The 20,391-nt window shown below is 32.4% G+C and carries 18 protein-coding genes and 1 pseudogene; 12 read left to right on the top strand and 7 right to left on the bottom strand.

The window, feature by feature from the left end:
• The first annotated feature begins 2 nt into the window (after window positions 1-2).
• Both leuB and EOJ36_RS02045 read left to right on the top strand, forming a co-directional pair.
• Window positions 3-1,076, top strand: coding sequence for a 3-isopropylmalate dehydrogenase (gene leuB, locus EOJ36_RS02050; RefSeq protein ID WP_127802354.1), 1,074 nt, complete (start codon window positions 3-5; stop codon window positions 1,074-1,076).
• Between the two features lie 69 nt (window positions 1,077-1,145).
• Window positions 1,146-3,287: a S9 family peptidase gene (locus EOJ36_RS02045; RefSeq protein ID WP_127802353.1), complete on the top strand. Its 2,142-nt coding sequence runs from the start codon at window positions 1,146-1,148 to the stop codon at window positions 3,285-3,287.
• Window positions 3,288-3,313: 26 nt separating this feature from the next.
• Here EOJ36_RS02045 and EOJ36_RS02040 read toward each other — a convergent pair whose 3' ends face one another.
• Window positions 3,314-4,387 carry a M42 family metallopeptidase gene (locus tag EOJ36_RS02040; RefSeq protein ID WP_127802352.1) on the bottom strand — a complete coding sequence of 358 codons (1,074 nt, stop codon included), beginning with the start codon at window positions 4,385-4,387 and terminating at the stop codon, window positions 3,314-3,316.
• 177 nt (window positions 4,388-4,564) lie between these two features.
• On the opposite strand from EOJ36_RS02040, the gene pfkA reads away from it, so the two are divergent.
• The gene (pfkA, locus tag EOJ36_RS02035; RefSeq protein WP_127802351.1) at window positions 4,565-5,539 is read left to right on the top strand and encodes a 6-phosphofructokinase; all 975 of its coding nucleotides are present in this window, start codon (window positions 4,565-4,567) and stop codon (window positions 5,537-5,539) included.
• Here the strand turns inward: pfkA and EOJ36_RS02030 are convergent.
• The gene (locus tag EOJ36_RS02030) at window positions 5,536-6,189 is read right to left on the bottom strand and encodes a YdcF family protein (RefSeq protein ID WP_164847809.1); all 654 of its coding nucleotides are present in this window, start codon (window positions 6,187-6,189) and stop codon (window positions 5,536-5,538) included. The genes pfkA and EOJ36_RS02030 overlap by 4 nt on opposite strands.
• Before the next feature lie 152 nt (window positions 6,190-6,341).
• Here EOJ36_RS02030 and EOJ36_RS02025 point away from each other — a divergent pair, with 152 nt between their 5' ends.
• Window positions 6,342-7,763 (top strand): TlpA family protein disulfide reductase, encoded by a 1,422-nt coding sequence (locus EOJ36_RS02025; protein ID WP_127802349.1) that lies wholly within the window; start codon window positions 6,342-6,344, stop codon window positions 7,761-7,763.
• 8 nt (window positions 7,764-7,771) lie between these two features.
• On the opposite strand, the gene EOJ36_RS02020 is transcribed toward EOJ36_RS02025, so the two are convergent.
• Window positions 7,772-8,311: a septal ring lytic transglycosylase RlpA family protein gene (locus EOJ36_RS02020; protein WP_127802348.1), complete on the bottom strand. Its 540-nt coding sequence runs from the start codon at window positions 8,309-8,311 to the stop codon at window positions 7,772-7,774.
• Between the two features lie 174 nt (window positions 8,312-8,485).
• On the opposite strand from EOJ36_RS02020, the gene EOJ36_RS02015 reads away from it, so the two are divergent.
• Window positions 8,486-8,806, top strand: coding sequence for a DUF3276 family protein (locus EOJ36_RS02015; protein ID WP_127802347.1), 321 nt, complete (start codon window positions 8,486-8,488; stop codon window positions 8,804-8,806).
• Window positions 8,807-8,889: 83 nt separating this feature from the next.
• On the top strand, window positions 8,890-9,993 hold the full coding sequence (gene ychF / locus EOJ36_RS02010) for a redox-regulated ATPase YchF (protein ID WP_127802346.1): 1,104 nt from the start codon (window positions 8,890-8,892) through the stop codon (window positions 9,991-9,993).
• Here ychF and EOJ36_RS02005 read toward each other — a convergent pair.
• The 3 genes and pseudogenes from EOJ36_RS02005 to EOJ36_RS01995 all read right to left on the bottom strand — a co-directional run bounded on the left by EOJ36_RS02005 (window position 9,990) and on the right by EOJ36_RS01995 (window position 14,705).
• Entirely contained in the window at window positions 9,990-11,246 is a 1,257-nt protein-coding gene (locus tag EOJ36_RS02005) for a type IX secretion system plug protein (RefSeq protein WP_127802345.1), read from the bottom strand. The two genes, ychF and EOJ36_RS02005, sit on opposite strands and share 4 nt — an antisense overlap.
• Before the next feature lie 253 nt (window positions 11,247-11,499).
• Window positions 11,500-13,093: pseudogene (locus EOJ36_RS02000) on the bottom strand (ABC-F family ATP-binding cassette domain-containing protein); the annotation flags it as partial.
• Window positions 13,094-13,130: 37 nt separating this feature from the next.
• Window positions 13,131-14,705: an FMN-binding glutamate synthase family protein gene (locus tag EOJ36_RS01995; RefSeq protein ID WP_127802343.1), complete on the bottom strand. Its 1,575-nt coding sequence runs from the start codon at window positions 14,703-14,705 to the stop codon at window positions 13,131-13,133.
• A gap of 93 nt (window positions 14,706-14,798) precedes the next feature.
• On the opposite strand from EOJ36_RS01995, the gene EOJ36_RS01990 reads away from it, so the two are divergent.
• The 5 genes from EOJ36_RS01990 to EOJ36_RS01970 are packed head-to-tail and all read left to right on the top strand — an operon-like array spanning window position 14,799 to window position 18,850.
• Window positions 14,799-15,875, top strand: coding sequence for an Ldh family oxidoreductase (locus tag EOJ36_RS01990; protein ID WP_127802342.1), 1,077 nt, complete (start codon window positions 14,799-14,801; stop codon window positions 15,873-15,875).
• Window position 15,876: 1 nt separating this feature from the next.
• A complete protein-coding gene (gene mltG, locus EOJ36_RS01985) occupies window positions 15,877-16,908 on the top strand; it encodes an endolytic transglycosylase MltG (RefSeq protein WP_127802341.1) in 1,032 nt (343 codons plus the stop codon).
• On the top strand, window positions 16,908-17,312 hold the full coding sequence (locus EOJ36_RS01980; RefSeq protein WP_127802340.1) for an acyl-CoA thioesterase: 405 nt from the start codon (window positions 16,908-16,910) through the stop codon (window positions 17,310-17,312). The genes mltG and EOJ36_RS01980 overlap by 1 nt, the downstream gene beginning before the upstream one ends.
• A complete protein-coding gene (locus EOJ36_RS01975; protein ID WP_127802339.1) occupies window positions 17,312-18,229 on the top strand; it encodes a YihY/virulence factor BrkB family protein in 918 nt (305 codons plus the stop codon). The genes EOJ36_RS01980 and EOJ36_RS01975 overlap by 1 nt, the downstream gene beginning before the upstream one ends.
• Complete coding sequence (locus EOJ36_RS01970) at window positions 18,230-18,850, top strand: L-threonylcarbamoyladenylate synthase (protein ID WP_127802338.1); 621 nt, start codon at window positions 18,230-18,232, stop codon at window positions 18,848-18,850.
• Here the strand turns inward: EOJ36_RS01970 and EOJ36_RS01965 are convergent.
• Complete coding sequence (locus EOJ36_RS01965; protein ID WP_127802337.1) at window positions 18,847-19,719, bottom strand: lysophospholipid acyltransferase family protein; 873 nt, start codon at window positions 19,717-19,719, stop codon at window positions 18,847-18,849. The two genes, EOJ36_RS01970 and EOJ36_RS01965, sit on opposite strands and share 4 nt — an antisense overlap.
• On the opposite strand from EOJ36_RS01965, the gene EOJ36_RS01960 reads away from it, so the two are divergent.
• On the top strand, window positions 19,706-20,377 hold the full coding sequence (locus EOJ36_RS01960) for a WbqC family protein (protein WP_127802336.1): 672 nt from the start codon (window positions 19,706-19,708) through the stop codon (window positions 20,375-20,377). The two genes, EOJ36_RS01965 and EOJ36_RS01960, sit on opposite strands and share 14 nt — an antisense overlap.
• The last annotated feature ends 14 nt before the right edge of the window (window positions 20,378-20,391 follow it).

Raw genomic sequence — 20,391 nt, 5'->3', positions numbered from 1 at the left:
AAATGGCAAAAAAACACATATTAGTAGTGCCTGGGGACGGTATTGGGCAAGAAGTTACAGCAGTAGGTAAAAAAGTTTTAGACAGAATTGCTGCGAAATATAATCATGAATTTACGTATGATGAAGCTTTAATTGGTCATGTGGCTATTGAAGCAACCGGAAATCCACTTCCTGATGAAACATTAGAGAAAATGAAAAACTCTGATGCCGTTTTGTTTGGTGCAGTAGGACACCCGAAATACGACAATGACCCTACAGCTAAGGTTCGTCCTGAGCAAGGTTTATTAAAAATGCGTAAGGAGTTAGGATTATATGCAAATTTACGCCCTATCAAATTATTTGATGAGTTATTAAGTGCATCTTCTATTAAGCCTGAAATCTTAAAAGGTTCTGATATTTTATTCTTCCGTGAATTAACGGGTGATATCTATTTCGGTGAGAAAGGAAGAAAAAATAATGGAGATACAGCTTATGATGTTGCTGAATATTCTCGTTATGAGGTACAACGTATTGGTCGCAAGGCTTTCGAAGCTGCTCGTACAAGAAACAAAAAATTAGTTTCGGTAGATAAGGCAAATGTATTGGAATCTTCACGTTTATGGAGAGAAGAAATTCAAAAGTTGGCTTTGGAATATCTAGATGTAGAAGTTGAATACCAATTTGTAGATGCAACTGCAATGATTTTAATAAAAGACCCTAAGCGATTTGATGTAGTGGTTACTGCAAATTTATTTGGCGACATTTTAACAGATGAGGCATCTCAAATTGCAGGATCTATGGGAATGTTAGCATCAGCTTCAATTGGTGATGGAACAGGAGTTTATGAGCCAATTCATGGTTCTGCTCATGACATTACGGGTATGGGCTTAGCTAATCCAATGGCTTCGGTATTATCTGCTGCTTTATTGTTAGATATTTCATTCGGATTAAAGGAAGAGTCTAATGCAGTTATTAACGCAGTTGATCAAGTATTGAAAAAAGGATTCCGTACCAAAGATATTGCTGATGCAAATACACCTAAAGATATGATTTTAGGAACTGATGCAATCGGAGAAGAAATATTAAAAATGATTTAATATTTTTAAATTTATTGTAAATTAAAGTCCCAAGTTTTTGGGACTTTTTTTTTATCACAAATTAAACTTATGAAAAAACTATTCCTATTTTTTGTCTTCTTGGTAGATTCATTTTTGATTTATTCTCAAAAGGAAAACATTTTAGTTACTGATTTATTACAAATTAAAACGGGGACGAATCCACAATTTTCTCCAGACAAACAATTTGTTTTATACCAACAAAATGGAACAATTGTGAATAAAGAAAATGCAAATGAATTTGACAATACCAATCAATTAATGTTGTATTCTATTAAGGATAAAACTACAAAAGCATTAACCGATAGTAGAAAAAATGTAAGTTCAGCAACGTTTAGTCCAGACGGAAAATATATTTCGTTTATTCGCACGGAGGCAGGAAAAACCCAATTGTATCTTTTAGATCGAATGGGAGGAGAGCCATTCGCAATTGGTAATTCAAATATTGCTCCTGCTGCTTATGAATGGACAAAGAATGGTAAATCAATCTATTTTTTAGCTTCATTTTCTTTACAAAAGTTAGTGAATGACTCATTATTAAATCCAATGAAACTTTTACCTGCTTTAAATCTTGAAAAGGCAGGAATAAATAGTAATCAATTTTTACAAAATAATAAGCTTAAAAAGAATCCAAATGGATCAATAGATGAAATAAGGGCTTATTTACAATTAAATGAAATTGATAAAAAAGCTAAAGTTTTTAACAAGTTAAATTTCCAAGATGAAACAACAACTAATTCTGATATCAGAATTAATCAATTGTTTAAAATTGATTTAGAGAAAAATCAAGAAGCTAGTTTAGTGAGTCCAATTTTTGAAAATTGGTTAGATTTTCAAATAAATAAATCTTCAACCAAAATTTATGTGATTAGAGCTGTTAATAAATTGATTCATCCCGACAAAACTCAAGAAACTGAAGTGATTGAATTTGATATTTTAAGTCAAAAAATAACAGTTTTAAAATCTAAGGAAGGAATCAGGTATAGTAATGTTTTAATTTCTCCAAATGAAAAGCAATTGGTTTATTCTCAAAGCAAAATTGGACAAGTTCAAAATGGAGTTTATGTGGTTTGCGATTTAGAAAAAGATTTACCTGAAAAAAATATACCAGTGGATCGTGTGCTTACTCAAATTCAATTCAATGAAGAAGGATCTAAATTATTCTTTACCATTCAAGATCATGGGGGTGTACCTTTAGTAGCTTATAATTTAAATTCTGCCATTCTCACTAATATTAAATCTGATATATCAGAAGGGATTTTAGGATTTGATGAAATTGAAAATCAGTTTGTATATAATAAAACTAAAATTTCTGATCCTTCTGAAGTTTATTTATTTGATGGAATTAATGAAAATCAGATTTCTAATTTGAATACGGATTGGTTGAAAACAAAAAACATTTCAAAACCTGAGAAATATACCTTTAAAAATTCTAAAGGAATGGAAATAGATTATTGGGTGATGAAACCAATTAATTATGTTACTGGAAATAAATATCCATTATTACTTGAAATTCATGGTGGACCTACTGCAATGTGGGGAACGGGTGAATTAAGTATGTGGCATGAGTTTCAGTATTTTGCAGCTAAAGGGTATGGAATAGTCTATTCGAATCCACGTGGTTCTGGTGGATATGGTACACCTTTTATGGCTGCCAACGTGAACGATTGGGGTAAAGGACCTATGGATGATGTGATGCAAGCCCTTAATTTAACGATTAAACAAGGCTGGGCGGATACAAGTCGTTTAGCAGTGACAGGAGGATCCTATGCAGGATATTTGGTGTCTTATATGGTTGGACATACCAATAAATTCAAAGTAGCTTGTGCTCAAAGAGGTGTGTATGAATTGACAACATTTATGGGGGAGGGGAATGCATGGCGTTTGGTTCCTAATTATTTTGGAGGATATCCTTGGGAGAAAGCAACTAAAACTATTTTGGATCGCGAATCACCTTATTCCTATGTTCAAAATATTAAAACTCCATTAATTATATTTCATGGTGAAAATGATTTACGAACAGGTGTAATTCAAAGTGAAATGTTGTATAAAAGTTTGAAAATTTTGAATCGAGAAGTTGAATATGTTCGTCACCCTGGAGCTTCGCATGAAATTACACGTTCAGGAAACAATCGACAAAGAATAGATCAGATGCTTCGTACGTATGAATTTTTCACACGATATATTAAATAAAAAAAGGGGCTTTCGCCCCTTTTTCTTTAAGAAAAATATCTCCAATCTTCATTTCCCTTCAGCTTCAATAGACATTCAAAAATTAAATCAATTACTGCCTCCATATCTGAAATAGCAATTGTTTCAACAGTTGTATGCATGTATTTCAAAGGTAAACTGATTAATCCAGAAGCTACACCTTCTGTCGCATAGGCAAATGAATCTGTATCAGTTCCAGTAGAACGAGAAACTGCTTGGCGTTGAAATTCAATATTTTTTTCCGTTGCTGTATCAATGATAAAATCTCGTATTTTGTTTTGAACAGCCGGACCATAACAAATGACTGGGCCCTTACCACATGCCATATCACCTTGTGTTTTTTTATTATACATAGGCGATTGCGTGTCGTGAGTTACGTCTGTAATAATTGCTACATCCGGTTTTAATCGACGAACAATCATTTCCGCACCTCGTAAACCTATTTCTTCTTGAACTGCATTAACTACATAAAGGGTAAATGGAAGTTCAATCTCATTTTCTTTGATTCTGCGAGCCACTTCGGCAATCATATAACCACCGATTCGGTTGTCTAAAGCTCTTCCAACTAAATATTTGTTGTTCAATTCCATTAAACCATCTTCGAAAGTAACAACAGTTCCCACATGGATTCCCATTTCTTCTACTTCCTTTTTATTAGCTGCACCACAATCAATGAATATTTCTGAAACGGAGGGAGTTTTGTCTTTCGTCGTATCTCTTACATGTATAGCCGGCCATCCAAATATTCCTTTAATTACTTTGTCTTTCGTATGAATGTTTGCTCTCATAGATGGAGCAATTAATGCATCTGATCCTCCATTTCTACGTAAAAATAGATAACCATTTTCGTCAATATAATTTACAAACCAAGAGATTTCATCGGCATGTGCTTCAATAACTACTTTGTAGGGTTTACCTGGATTTATAACGGCTACGGCAGTACCATAGACATCTACAATTGTTTCATCAAGGTAGGGTTTTAAATAATCTAACCAGATTTTTTGTCCAGATTCTTCAAAACCAGTAGGAGATGCATTGTTCAAATATTCGTACAAAAACTTTTTAGCGGATTCTTTTTTCATATTTAATTCTTTCTTAATCCTGCAAGTTAATGATTATGAATAAATTTATATTGAAATATAAAAAAAATGAGCTAATAAGTTTTAAAAGCCATTTTTACACTTAAATTTGTAGATTAATATAAATTTAGACCAAAGTAAGTTTTATTTGGTCCTTTTAGCTTAAGAAAATTAAATTTGATGAAGAAAATAGCTGTTTATACATCAGGAGGAGATGCCCCAGGAATGAATTCTTGTATTCGTGCAATTGTACGTGGTGCTGCCCATCATGGTGTTGAGGTATATGGAATTGTTAGAGGTTATAATGGTATGATTAATGGAGATATCATTCCATTAAACTCACAATCAGTAAGTAATATCATCCAAAGAGGAGGAACAATATTGAAATCTGCTCGTTCGAAAGAATTTATGACTGCTGAAGGTCGTAAGAAAGCTTATGAGCAATTGAAGGCTAGAGGAATTGAAGGCTTAATAGGCATTGGAGGAAATGGTACTTTTACGGGTGCTGAAATTTTCTACAATGAATTCAAAATTCCTGCTGTAGGTGCTCCTGGAACTATTGATAACGATTTGTACGGTACTGATTATACTATCGGTTTTGATACTGCCGTAAATACTGCATTAGATGCAATTGATAAGATTAGAGATACAGCTGACTCACATGATCGTGTATTTTTTATAGAAGTAATGGGAAGAGACTCTGGTTATATCGCAATTCAATGTGGGATTGCAGGTGGAGCTGAGGCGGTGATGATTCCTGAAAATTTAACTCCTGTGAGTGAAATTGTTAATACCTTAGAAAAAGGTTTTGCGAAAGCTAAATCTTCTTCAATTGTTGTAGTTGCAGAAGGAGATGAAGAAGGTAATGCACAAAAAGTTGCCCAAAAAATCAAAGGAATGATGAAAGCTGAAGTAGATATTCGTGTTACTACTTTAGGACATATTCAACGTGGTGGTATGCCTACTGCCTATGATAGAATTTTAGCTTCTAGATTAGGTTTGGGTGCATTAGAAGGACTTTTGAGAGGGGAGAAAAATGTAATGGCTGGTGTAATTAATAACCAATTGGTTTACACACCTTTCCACGATACTATTACCAAGAAAAAACCAGTTTCTGAAGATTTAATCAGAATGGTTGAAATTTTAAGTACTTAGCAATAGTCCATTAGTTTATACACGACGTATCCAACTATTTCATGTATTAATTGCGAGTTTTTGTATAAGTTTTCCTCATCAGGAATAAAGTCGTTAAGGATACCAGCATTGGTATCCTTTCCTGCTTTTATAGCAGGAAAGACATCATGAGCTACACCTGCTTTTGTAAAACAAGCAGATGATCTTTTCATGTGAAAGGCTGATGTAATCAATAAGATTTTTTCTTGTTGTGCATTTAATTCTGTTAATTTCCTTTTGGTGAATTCTGCATTTTCATGCGTATTTCTCGATTGATTCTCCATAATGATAGACGAATCAGGAATACCAATCAAACGTAGAAATTCAATTGATTTTTCGGTTTCCTTAGTGTTATCTTTAATTAATCCCCCTTGAATACTCACATTTCCTCCAGAAATTAAAATATGTTCAATAATTCCTCTTTTATATAGGATCACAGCCTGCATTAAACGGTCTGAATGGGAAGAAAAATGAATAAGATTACTGTTTTTCCCTAGATCAGAAATGATACCACCAGTCAACACAACACCATAGGAATATTTTTGATTTGGAAAAGGTTGATAGGGAGGTTCCCATAAGTTATAAACCCAATGCGTAAATCGACCATTTGAGAGAATTAGTAGAAAAAACAATTGTCCCCAAATTATACATTTTCTGATTTTTTCCGATTTAACAAATTTTAATATAACTATACTGATTATTATCCAAAAAATGGGCAATAGGAAAAGGTCAAGTATTTTAGAAAGGACAAAAAACATGTATATTTAAAGGTTAATTTTAGCCTATGAAAAAAGTAGTTTTATTATTTAGTTTATTGTGCAGTTTGAATTTGGCTTTTGGCCAAGACAAAGGTACTTCGAATTCCTTAAAGTTTGAGATTAAAGGTCAAATTAAAGGATTAGGTAAATCTGAATTATATTTTTCGCATTATTTTGGTTCTACACAACAAGTTATAAAAGATACAGCACAAGTAGATGATAATGGAAATTTTACCATTTCTGGAACCGACGAATTGCCTAAAGGTTTATACTTTGTAAATTTTTCAAAGAATAAACTTATAGACTTTGTTATTGGAGATCCTTTTTTTAGTTTTTCTACGGATACTTTGGATTTGATTGGAAACATGAAAATAGTTAATTCTAAAGAGAACGATGCTTTTTTTGGATTTCAAAAAAGAATGAATGAATTGTTTGCACCACTTCAAAAAGATAGAACTCTCGCAAATAATAAGCAAGCATTAGATAAAATTAGAACACAGGTTAAAGACTACCAAACAACTTGGCTGGCTTCTAATCGAGATTTATTTGTATCAAAAATTATAGGTTCTTCTTTAGATGTTGATGTCCCAAGTAACAAAAAGATTTTACTAACTAAAAAAGATACCCTAGATAATAATAGATTTCAATTCGCGTATTACAAATCACATTATTTTGATCGTATTGATTTAAATGATGAACGAATGTTGCGTACTCCATTTTTACAAAAGAAATTAGATAAATATTTTGAAGATTTAGTTGTTCAACAAGCAGATTCTATAGCCAACGATGCCGACCGTTTGTTAGCTAAAATTTCTCAACCCGATATTAGGAAATACGTGATTTATAAAATTTCTAATACGTATGAAAATTCTAAAATTGTTGGAACCGAGGGTGCATTTGTGCACATGGCTGAAAAATATTATATCAATGAACCTGCTTTGTGGGATACCTCAACGGTTCGACAATTAAGAGATCGCATTAAAATAATCAAACCCCTACTGATAGGTAAAAAATTCCCAGAAATGTATTTGACTAACCAAGAAGGAAAATTGGTAACGGTTAATAATTTACCTGGAAAATACACCTTGGTTTTTTTGTATGATCCAGAATGTAGTCATTGTCGACAAGAAACTCCGAAATTAGTTGCTCAAAAAGATTATTTAAAATCCAAAGGGGTTTCTGTAATAGCAGCTTCTATTGTTCGGGAAAAAGATAAATGGAAAAAATTTATTGCAGAATTTAAAACGAATGATTTTTATAACGGTATAGATATACACAAAAATCAAGTTACTGGGAAAGAAGAATATTATACAGATTTTTTAAAAACCTTTGACGTATATTCTACACCTGTTATTTATTTACTAGATGCCAAAAAGAATATAATTGTTAAAAGAATTGGAGTAGAAGATATTAAGCCTTTTTTGGAGTATTATGAAAAAAGAAAATAAGTGATAAGTTAAAAGTATTTTTTATGCCTAATCCTTTTCTTTAATCGATATTTCTTTTTAAAGCGTAATTTAGTTTTTTGGTAAAATTTCCTAGAGAATTTTGGAGGGCTATCCATTACGATGTGGTCGTAAGGTATCAACATTAATTCTTTTTCAAAACCCACTATTTTGATTCTTACACGGGTTAAACCTTCTTTTTTTAAACCTAATTTTTTGGCACCTATTTCTGTTAAATCAACAATTCGTCCTCTACGATATGGACCTCTGTCGTTGATTCGAACAATAATTGAACGTTTATTTTTTAAATTGGTTACTTCGATTAAACAATTAAAAGGGAGGTATTTATGGGCGGCAGTTAACTCCTTTTTTTTTAATGATTCATTATTAGCAGTTTTTTTATGGTAAAAACTTTTGGAATAAAAGGAGGCGATACCAATATCCTCATCACCTAATTTTTGTGATCGAACCTGATTGGGCTCAAGTAACGCAAATAAAAGGCATAATATTGGAAAGATTGAAAGAAAATAAACGGTGAAGTTTTTCTTCATGCCTGCAAGATAGAAATATTATGTGATAAATAAATTTTGTTTTTTATTTAGAATTTATTTTATCATTTTAAGATTAACGATGAGCTTTTTTTAAAATTTACATGAGAATTATTTTAATAACTAAGAAGAAAATATTAGCTTTGAGTTATATAAATAAATTAAAATCGTTTAAAAGTGGAAGAAAGAGACAGAGAGGAATTGTATTCCAAGAGAATTAGAGCAGGAAAGAGAACTTATTTTTTTGATGTGAAATCGACGCGTTCTCAGGATTATTACATCACAATTACAGAAAGTAGAAGACATCAGAAAGAAGATGGATTTGTTTATGAAAAGCATAAAATGTTTTTATATAAAGAAGATTTCGACAAATTTGTAGAGGGTTTACAAGATGTTGTAGCTCATGTGAAAACAGAATTAATGCCTGATGTGGATTTCTCACAATTTGCAAGAGATGAAGAGGAGTATGGATCAAATTCCGATTTAAAATGGGAATAAAATCTTAAATATTATAAAATGAAGCCTCTGTTAGACCAGAGGCTTTTTTTATTATCTTTGTAGTTTAATTAAAAAATATTTCAATGGGATTAACTTGTGGGATCGTCGGATTACCGAACGTAGGAAAATCAACTCTATTTTCAGCCATTTCTTCAAATAAAGCAGAAGCTGCTAATTATCCATTTTGTACTATCGAGCCAAATGTTGGGGTAGTTACAGTGCCAGATGAGCGTTTAGATGTTTTAGCTGAGTTTGTTAAACCTCAACGTATTTTACCAACTGTTATTGAATTTACAGATATTGCAGGTTTAGTAAAAGGTGCTTCTACCGGTGCAGGTTTAGGTAACAAATTCTTAGCTAATATTCGTGAGGTTGATGCAATTATTCACGTGGTACGTTGTTTTGAGGATGAAAATATTGTCCATGTTGAAGGTCGAGTAAATCCTGTTTCCGATAAGGAGATTATTGATATGGAATTACAATTGAAGGATTTAGATTCTGTTGATAAAAAAATAGCTAAATCAGAAAGAGCAGCTAAAGCTGGAGATGCCAAAGCAAAAGCTGAAGTTGCAGCTTTGCAACAGTTTAAAGCTGCACTTGAAACAGGTCGTTCAGCACGTTCAGTCCAAATGGATGATGATTTAAGAAAAACAGCAATTGGCGATTTATTTCTTTTAACCGATAAGCCTGTTATTTATGTAGCTAATGTGGATGAAAGTGCATTGGCAGAGGGTGGAAATCAATATGTTGATCAATTGAGAGAAAATGTAGCAATTGAAAATGCTGAAGTTATCGTAGTTTGTGCAGCTATTGAAGCTGAAATTGCTGAAATTGAAGATTTAGATGAACGTCAAATATTTTTAGAAGAGTATGGTTTAAAAGAATCAGGTTTATCTAAATTAATTAAGTCTTCCTATGCCTTATTAAATCTAATTACTTATTTCACTGCAGGAGTACAAGAGGTAAGAGCATGGACTATTCAGAAAGGGTGGAAAGCACCCCAGGCAGCTGGAGTTATTCATACAGATTTTGAAAGAGGATTTATTCGTGCGGAAGTAATTAAATTTGCCGATTATCAAACCTATAAGTCGGAATTAGCTTGTAAAGAAGCTGGTAAGATGTCAGTTGAAGGAAAGGATTACGTTGTAATTGACGGTGACATCATGCACTTTAGATTTAATGTTTAGGGAAATTTAATTTCCTGAAAACCAATTAAAGCATCATAACGAGTACCAGGTTGTTTGAAGTAGATCAAAACCTCGTACTCGTTTTCTGTTTGAGAGAAGTTGCCTTCCAAATAATTAAATACGTCTTTAGTACCCGTAAATTGATAATTGTAAATTCCCTGTTTCACTAACTTTTGTATACGATATATAGAAGTAGATTCATCAAAGACTAATTCATTTTTATTTTTGTCTTCCATTTGGGTAAATCCACCACTTAGGTAAATTTTATTATCTAGGATTTCTTTAGTTTTCAATTGAAAATCACAGTATACATAATCTGCGTAAAGATTATTAGATTGATTTTCATAATTCTCTATGAAATAATTCCCATTCATATCATTTTTTTGGGTATAAGAATAATTTCCCTGCGGACTTTCAGGAAAAGTACTTATGGAAGTAATAGATCCCTCTTGGTTTAAGCTAAAAACAAAACTTAACCGTTGTTGAGCACTTCGTAAATCGATTATTCGATATTCATTAGTGCCTGGAATTAGGCCTTCAGTTCCGAAAAAAGGATAATAAAAAGTTTTGTCAGATGCATTATGAATAGGGGTGGGAAGTTTTTTGATAAGGTTTTCACTTGAATTTACTCTTCTGTAGGTCAAATGCAAATTACTTTCGTCGTTTATAATTAATTGATCTTGATATTTAAATCCTAATGAAACGGATTGGTGTGTTTTTCTATATTCATTTTGATTTGCAAAATTAACTTTAGAAAAAATCGATGTTTTACGATCGACTATGGAATATCTTATCGAAAATACCGTATCTCGTGTATTTCGATTGGCATATAATATGGCTACATAATTCCCTGAAATCTTGCCTTTCGGTATTTCAACGGTATAATGATTGTATGGAACCTTAGTTCCTAAAGAAGTTCTAAAATCACGAATGGGTTGATCATTAAAATCTTGTAAATATTCAATTTCATTTAAATTAGAATCTTTCCAATTTGCATCACAATGAACAATTCGAAGGAAATAATTTTTATATTTTAAATCTAAATCATCAAAATTTATAAACCATTCAGATTGATTTTCTAACGGAATTACAGGATTTTGTTTAATTAAATAACGTTCAGTATTGGGAGCTAGATAGACGGTATGTATGCCTGGATATTTTTCAAAATACTTGGATTGTATTTGTCCAAATGATCCAAATGAAAGCAAATACAAGCCAAATATGATTATTTTTATGAAAGAAGTCTTTCCCATTCCGTCGTTAAATTAGTCAGTTCTAAATTAATATCATTTAAACGGATTTCCTGTTGTTTTAATTCTTCAAATTTAGAATTTTGTGCTAATTCAGCCATTTGGTGTTGCAAATCTTCCTTTTGAGTTTCAAGATTAACAATTTTATCTTCTAATTGTTGAATAAGTTTTTCATTAGTAGGAGAGGATTTTACAACTTTAACTGGCTCACTCTTTTCTTTAACTTTTTCAATTATAGGCTTCTCATCTGATTTTTCTCTAGTTGCTTGCCATTCTTCATATTCATCAAAAGTACCTGGGTATTCCTTGATTTCTTGATCTTCGATGAACCAAATCTTGTTAGCAATATTCTCTACAAAATATCGATCATGTGAAACAACAATATATGTTCCTTCATATTGTTGAAGAGCCTGTATAAGAATGTTTACCGATTGCATATCCAAGTGGTTGGTGGGTTCATCCAACAACAAGAAATTGGCTTCTGAAATTAACACTTTAGCAAGAGCTACACGTGATTTTTCTCCTCCGGAAAGTACCTTAATCTTTTTAAATACCTCTTCACCAGAAAATAAGAAACATCCTAAAATACTTCTCAATTCCATTTCGGTTTTGTTAGTACCTGTTTCTTTTAATTCATCTAACAGGGTATTATCCACATTTAGGCTTTCAAGCTGATGCTGTGCATAAAATGACTCGATTACGTTATGGCCTGCTCTTCTTTCTCCTTCAATTTTTTCGGTCCCCGAAATAATCCGCAAAAGTGTTGATTTACCTTTACCATTAGCACCAATTAAAGCAATTTTATCACCACGATTGATAGTAGCTGAGGTATTTTTTAAAATTACTTTTTCTCCATAAGCTTTAGAAACTTGTTCTAAAAATAAAATGAATCTACCAGGCTGAGTTCCAAAATTAAATTTGAAATTAACCTTTGCTTTTTCATCAATTACATCATCAATTAATTCTAAACGGTCTAATGCTTTTACTCTTGACTGAACTTGTCTTGATTTAGATGCTTTCGCCTTAAAGCGCTCTATAAATCTTTCTGTTTGTCTGATTTGTGCCTGTTGGTTTTCAAATGCCCCTTTTTGAATTTCATTGCGAAGGGCTTTTTCCTCCATGTAATAAGAATAATTGCCAGGGTAAAGTGTAATTTTAGCTCCAGAAACTTCAGCTATATGGTCAATTGTTCTATCTAAAAAATACCTATCATGGGATACAACAACAATAGCACCTTCATAATTTTGAATGTATTTTTCAACCCATTCAATTGAAGGTAAGTCAAGGTGGTTGGTTGGCTCATCTAGTAAAAGTAAAGCTGGTTTTTGTAAAAGTAATTTTGCCAACATTACGCGCATTCGCCATCCTCCAGAAAATAGTTTCAAGGGTCTATTTAGGTCATCTGTTGAAAAACCTAAACCCTCCAAAATCTCTTCAGATTTAGATTGAATTGTATATCCATCCAAATGTTCAAATTCTTCTTGCAGAGTTGCTAAGGTATCAACGTCTTTATCTTCATAATTTGTTTCCATTTTATGAAGAACCTTATCTATCTTTTTTTGAAGTTCCAATTGCCTTTCAAAGGCCTGCATAGCCACCTGAAGGATACTTTCATCTGTTTGGTAGGAAAGTAAATCCTGATTTAGAAAACCGATTGTACAATCTCCCGATTTAGAAATATTTCCACCATCGGGTGAATATTCGCCAGAAATTAGTCTAAGTAAAGTCGATTTTCCTGTTCCATTGGCTCCAATGAGTCCAATTTTATTTTTAGGCTTGATGTGTAAATTGGCTCCCTCGTATAAGGCGCGACTACCGAAGTAGAAATTTAAATTTGAAATGGATAACATCCCACAAAATTAATTGAATTGACGGAATTATGGAACTTTAAAAATGAATTCTTGATCCAATGCCACCAATATGATCACATTTTATAATTTTTTCAAATCCATCAAATTCAATTTTTGTTTTGTGGTAACCTAATGCCTTTGAAATGGCAATGGTTCTATTGTTATCACCCATTGAAAATTCTAAATCATCCATGGAAATTTCACATGGGTGTTCATAACCCATGGCATGGGTGATTTCTGATATTTCTTTGACCAAAGTATAATGGTATCGATAAAAACGCTCACTTTTTAAGGTAATATCAATTCCAGATTGCAACCATTTGTTTGATGTTGCGATTCCTGTTGGGCAGTGGTTCGTATGACATTTTTGCGCCTGAATACAACCTATCGATAACATTGCCTCACGTGCAATATTAATTGAATCGGCTCCCATTGCAAAAGCCATCAATGCTTTTTCTGGGAATCCTAATTTTCCTGAAGCAATAAAGAATATTTTATCAGTTAATTCTTCTCTTTGAAAAATCTGATACACCTTGGCAAATGCAAAGGTGAAGGGCATAGAAACGTGATCTGCAAATGCGTGGGGAGCTGCTCCCGTACCACCTTCTCCTCCATCTATAGTTATAAAATCAGGTCCTTTACCTGTTTTATTCATATACTTTGCTAATTCTTCCCATTGTTCTAATCTACCTATAGCAGATTTTATGCCGACGGGTAATCCTGTAGCATCTGCAATTTTTTCTATAAACCCTACCATTTCAGGTATTGTATTAAATTCCTTATGAAAAGCAGGGGAGAAAGCATCTTTCCCAATTTCAATTCCTCTAATTGCCGCAATTTCAGCATCTACCTTAGATCCAGGTAGCATTCCACCTTTTCCTGGTTTGGCTCCTTGAGATAATTTAACCTCAATAGCTCTTAGTTGAGGTAAGGAATTAACTTTTTCAAGCAATTTCTCCATTGAAAAGCTGCCCTCTATATCTCTTACTCCAAAATAGGCAGTACCAATGTTTAAAACTATATCTGATCCAAAAGTATGATAGGGTGAAATAGAGCCTTCACCTGTATTGTGATAACAGCCAGCCTGAAGCGCACCTTTATTCAATGATTCAACAGCTTTTGCAGACAATGAACCAAAGCTCATTCCAGAGATATTTATAATTGAATGAGGTCTGTATGGTCTTTTTCTATTGTGAAAAGTTCCCATGACTTTTGCTGCAGGAATTACTCCAGGATTTTTCTTTGAAAAGTGGTCTTTGGGAGGATTAAATCCCATCATAGCATTTTTAATAAAAATATAACCTGGAGAATTAAAATCTTGATCACTACCAAAACCTTGTAAATTGTTCTCATTTTTGGAAGAGGCATAAATCCAAGAACGTTCTTGTCGATTAAATGGTAATTCCTCCCTGTTATTTGCTACAATATATTGTCGTAATTCCGGACCTATTTTTTCAATCCAATACCGTATATGTCCTATAATTGGAAAATTATGTGTTATTGTATGTGATTTTTGAATGAAAACATCCCGGATAATTACAGCAAGTAAGAAAAATCCAAAAAGAAGCCAATAAAAATAAGTTTGTGTAAATAAATTTAGAATTGTTTGCATATTTATGATGAAGATAATGTTGTAAATGTAACGGAAAATTAATGATTAAATTTTATCCGATTCTTTATTTTATCTTTGTACTTTGATTTTAATATGAAAGTAGATCATAACAAATTAAAGAAATTTGTTGTTCAAATATTCCAATCGATTGGTTGTAAAGAACAGGAAGCTCTATTGGCTGCTGAAGTTTTGGTATCAGCCGATTTAAGAGGTATTGATTCTCATGGGGTTGCGAGATTAGTAGGATATGTTCGTTTGTTTGATAATGGGCGATTAAATCCTAAACCAATATGTAAAATAATACACCAAACCCCATCTACTGCCACAATAGATGGAGATAAAGGTCTAGGATTGGTAGTTGCACCATTTGCAATGGAAATTGCTATGGAAAAGGCACATAAGGTAGGTACGGGATGGATAGCAGTTCAAAATTCCAACCATTTTGGAATTGCAGGGTACCATGCGATGAAAGCCTTACCTGAGAATATGATCGGTTGGGCAATGACTCATGCAGCACCTTTAGTTACTCCAACTTTTTCAAAAGAGAAATTATTGGGCACAAATCCAATCGCTATTTCTATTCCTGCTTTAACAGAACCCGCTTTTGTTGCCGATTTTGCTTCTACAGCGGTAGCTTATGGGAAATTGGAAATATTACAAAGAAAAGGATTGGACACGCCCGATGGTTGGGTGCAAGACAAAGATGGTAAGCCTTGTAATGATGCATTTGCCATAAAAAATGGAGGAGCTTTATTGCCTCTTGGAGGAGATAGAGAACATGGTTCCCATAAAGGTTATGGATTAGGAGCAGCTGTAGATATTTTGTCAGGAGTTTTGTCTGGAGCTAATTTTGGGCCTTGGGTACCACCTTTTGCAACCGCAGGATTTATGTCGGCTGGTGATTCTGTAGGAAACGGAACAGGTCATTTTTTAGGTGCCATGCGCGTTGATGGATTTAGGCCTATTGAGGAATTTTTAGCGGATATGGATAAATGGATTCAAAGATTCCGTTCTGCAGAAGCAGTTGAAGGTCAGAAAGTTTTAATACCAGGAGATCCTGAAAGAATTTTAGAAGCTGAACGAAAAATAGAAGGTATTCCTCTTTTGGACCCCGTTTTAAAAGATTTGGAAGGTTTAGGAACTCGTTTTAATATTAAATTAGATTTATAAAATGTTCAATAAAAGAATAAAAATAGCAATTTTAGTATTTGCCTTGCTATCTGCCATGTTTTCTTACTATGCTTGGCAAATTTTCAAAACGCCCAATTTCAACGTTAAAAAAGGTGAAAGTTTTGAATTATTAATTCCTCAAGGTGCTACTTTTAAAACTTTGGAAGATACTTTAAAAAAACATGATATAGTACGAGATAATCTTTCTTTTCGTTTCCTATCAAAAGTATTAGGAATACAAGAAAAAGTTCGTCCGGGAAGGTATTTGATTCATGAAACCTCAAGCAATTGGGAGCTTATTCGAAAAATTAGAAATGGTCGTCAGGATGCTATTAAAGTTGTTGTCAATACCTGGCGCTTAAAGGAAGACATAGCCGGAAAATTAGGTAAAGTTTTACCATTTGACTCAGTTTATATTTACAAAAGATTAGATTCAAGTGAATATGTGGCTTCTTTTGGGTTTACAAAAGAAACTATTCCTGCAATATTTATACCTGATACCTATGAGGTATTGTGGACATCCAATTTTGATTCATTTATGCAGAAAATGAACAAACAAAATAAAAAATTTTGGAATAGTACAAGAATAGAAGAATCTAAGAAATTAGGTATGACACCTGTTCAGGTTGCTACATTGGCTTCAATTGTGGAAGGGGAGAGTAAAAAAAGTGATGAACAAGCTCGGATTGCCGGAGTATATTGGAATCGTTTTCAACAATCAATGCCTTTACAAGCAGATCCTACGGTGGTTTTTGCCTGGAAAGATTTTACAATTAAACGAGTAACTGGTAAGTATACTGCATTAAATTCACCATACAATACATATAAAAATATAGGCTTACCTCCAGGTCCAATTTCGATTCCGAACCCTAAGGTTATTGATAAAGTACTTCATTTAGAAAAACATCAATATTTGTATTTTTGTGCTAAAGAAGATTTTTCTGGGTACCATTCATTTGCCAAAACCTATGAAGAACATTTGGTGAATGCAGCTAATTATCAAAGGGCTTTGGATAAAAATAATATCAACTAATGCTCCAATTTGAATTAAAATATAGGGTATGTTATGCCGATACAGATAAAATGGGTTATATGTATTATGGTAACTATGCTCGTTTATATGAAATTGGTCGTGTAGAAATGTTAAGAAGTTTGGGGGTTTCTTACAAAGATCTTGAAGATTCTGGGGTAGGCTTACCTGTATTTGAAAATTATTCCAAATATCACCAACCCGCAAAATATGATGATTTATTGACGATCAAATGTCAAATAAAGGAATTACCTGCTGTTCGAATTGTTTTTAATTATTTAATTGAAAACGAAGAGGGTGTATTAATCCATGAAGGAAAGACTTCTCTTGTCTTTATGCAAATGGAAACACAAAAAGTTATTCGTGTTCCTGCGAATGTATTAACAGCAATTGAAAGTAAATTTTAATGAAAAGAAAGAAATTACTTCATGAATTGAAATTGTTTTGGAAGGAACTTGAAGAACATTATGTTTTTTTCAGAGTAATACGAATTTTGTACAGTAAACTATTTTTAATTGATATAGATGTACGCGCAGCTGCAGTAGCCTATAATTTCACTCTGGCTGTTTTTCCTACTATCATTTTTTTGTTTTCTTTATTGCCTTATTTACCCATAGAGCATTTTGATCAAAAGGTCATTGGATTTTTAAAATCGACGGTTCCTCCCAACTTACGTAAAGATTTGACGTCGTTGGTTTTAGAAATTGTGACACAAAAACGAGGTGGAGTACTTTCTTTTGGTTTTATTTTGGCACTTTATGCAAGTACCAGTGGAATTATGGCTTTGATTAAGTCTTTCAATATGACCTATAAAACTAATGAAAATAGAGGATGGATGAAGGAAAGAGCTATTGCAGTTGGTCTAAATTTTCTTTTAACCTTTGTTTTGCTAGTCGCAATCTTAGTTTTTATTGTTGGAAATTTTTTAGTGAAATATCTAGCTCAGAAAGACCTTATTAATTATAATTTCAATTATTATTTGGTTACTTCCATAACATATTTTGTTACATTTTCGGTTTTCTTTTTCACAATTTCTATTATTTATTATTACGCACCGGCTATTCATAAAAGATGGAAATTTTTTAATGTGGGATCTATCACAGCTTCAATTTTAACGATCTTAATTACCAATATATTTTCCTATTATTTAGTAAATTTTGCAAATTACCATAAGGTTTATGGATCTATTGGTTCATTAATTGCGCTTATGGCTTGGTTGTATTTTATAGCTTTGATTTTAATCGTTGGTTTTGAAATTAATGCGAGTATAGATCAGGTAAGGGAAGAAGAAAAAGAAAATATGGAATCAAATTATTTTGAATAAATGGAAATCATTAAAATTTATCCAAAAAATAATAAAGATGAGGTAATTCAGAAAATAGTTTCAGCCCTAGAAAAAAATGCTGTGATTATTTATCCCACCGACACCATGTATGCAGTAGGTTGTTCTATTAAATCTGTCTCTGGGGTTAATCGTATTTGTGAATTAAAAAATGTGAAGGTCAATAAAAATCGATTTGCTTTTATATGTCCAGACCTTAGTAATATTTCACAATATGCAAAGGTTTCCAACTTTGCTTTTAAAACTTTAAAACATTATTTACCAGGCCCTTACACTTTTATACTTCCAGCAAGTTCTGAGGTTCCTAATATTTTAATACAAGGTAAAAAAACTGTTGGGGTAAGAATACCTGCTTATGATCCAATTCTTGAAATTGTAGAAAAATTAGGAGTGCCTTTGATAACCACTACATTACCATTTGATGGTGTTGAAATTGAATATTTTACAAATCCTGAATTGATTACAGAAAGATATGGTCACCAGATTGATATTTTATTAGATGGTGGCATTGGCGGATTTCAGCCATCTTCAGTCATTGAGATTCTTGATGAAGATTTTGAGGTTATCCGAGAGGGAGTAGGTGACTGTTCTGGTTTTTATTAATTCCATTTCAATTTTAATTGTTCGGGCTTTTTGTGTTTCCACCTTCTGTGTGACCAAAGGTATTGTTCTGGAAATTCATTTACAGATCTTTCTAATCGTCTAGCAAAGCGTTCAATTATTTCACCATTTGAAATGTTTGAAAGAGGTAAATCGGCTAATAATTCAAAACGCATTTCATATTGACCTCGTTTTATTTTAACCAATTCTATGTAAAAAACAGGATAATTATAGTCTCGTGCGAATCTTTCCATCCCAGTAAAAAAGGCAGTGTCTTGATTCATAAATGATGTCCAATAGGCACTTTCAGGTTTTTGAGGAGCCTGATCTGATAATAAACAAACAGCCCTTGGTACATCCTTTCTATCCTTTGTTAAAAGAATAGATTCCCGCTTTTCCATCATTAAAATTCCTGGAAATTTTGTACGAAGTTGTAAAGTGAAATCATTAAATTTTTTGTTATTCAATTTTTGGTAAATAATGTCGCTTGTATAATTAGTAAATGCTAAACGATGTATTGCCCATTCCCAATTACCTTGGTGCCCAGCTACTAAAATAATGGGCTGTTTATTACTAATTCTTTTTTGAACCTCTTCATCGCCAATGATTTTAACTCTGGAGAGAATTTGTTCCTTTGACATTGAATATCCTTTGACAAATTCAATAAAAAGATCAGTGAAATAAAGATAAAACCTATTTCTTATTTTATTTAGTTCATTTTCTGATTTTTCAGGAAAGGAATTTTTCAGGTTTTGATCAATAACTTTTTTCCGATAAGGAAAAATATAACAAAGTATAAAATGGCAAAAATCCGAAATGCCATAAAGTACAAATAGAGGTAATTTGCTCAGTAATTTGATGAAATTTATCATCCTTGAAAATTATTTAATAATTTTACAAATATCCACTTTATTTTTGGGAATGCATATTGAACTTCATTATTTACCATCCATTGAATATATTTCGTTGATACTTCAAAAAGAAGAAATTATATTCGAAATTTTTGAAAATTTCCCAAAACAAACTTTTCGAAATCGATGTGAAATTTTAACTTCAAATGGAAAATTGACCCTAATTATTCCTCAGGTTCATCAGCACGGAATCAAAACCCTAACAAAGGATATTCAAATTGATTATTCACAAAATTGGCAAAAACAGCATATAGGAGCATTTCAGGCAGCTTATGGAAAATCTGCTTATTATGAATATTTTGCACCTTATTTATGGAATATTTTTTCAAAAAAACAGAAATTTTTAGTAGATTTAAATATTGAACTTTTGGAATTAATATTTAAATTTTTGGGGAGTAGTTGTCAGTTTAAATTTTCTTCTGACTTTGAATCTAAAGATTCTATTTATTATAATTTGATTCATCCGAAAGTTCAAAAAATTAATGTGTCAGATTATTCCTATCAGCAATGTTTTGGCATGGAATTTGTTGAGAGTTTGTCAGTAGTCGATTTAGTTATGAATAGGGGGCGAGATAGTTTAAGTATATTGAAGAGTTTGAATATTGAACAAAATGCCTAACATTGTTGTTGTGC

The sequence above is a fragment of the Sandaracinomonas limnophila genome (genome assembly GCF_004005965.1).
GTDB lineage: Bacteria > Bacteroidota > Bacteroidia > Cytophagales > Spirosomataceae > Sandaracinomonas > Sandaracinomonas limnophila.
Note: the sequence above shows the minus strand (reverse complement) of the source record. Positions and strands in the feature narration are given on the sequence as shown.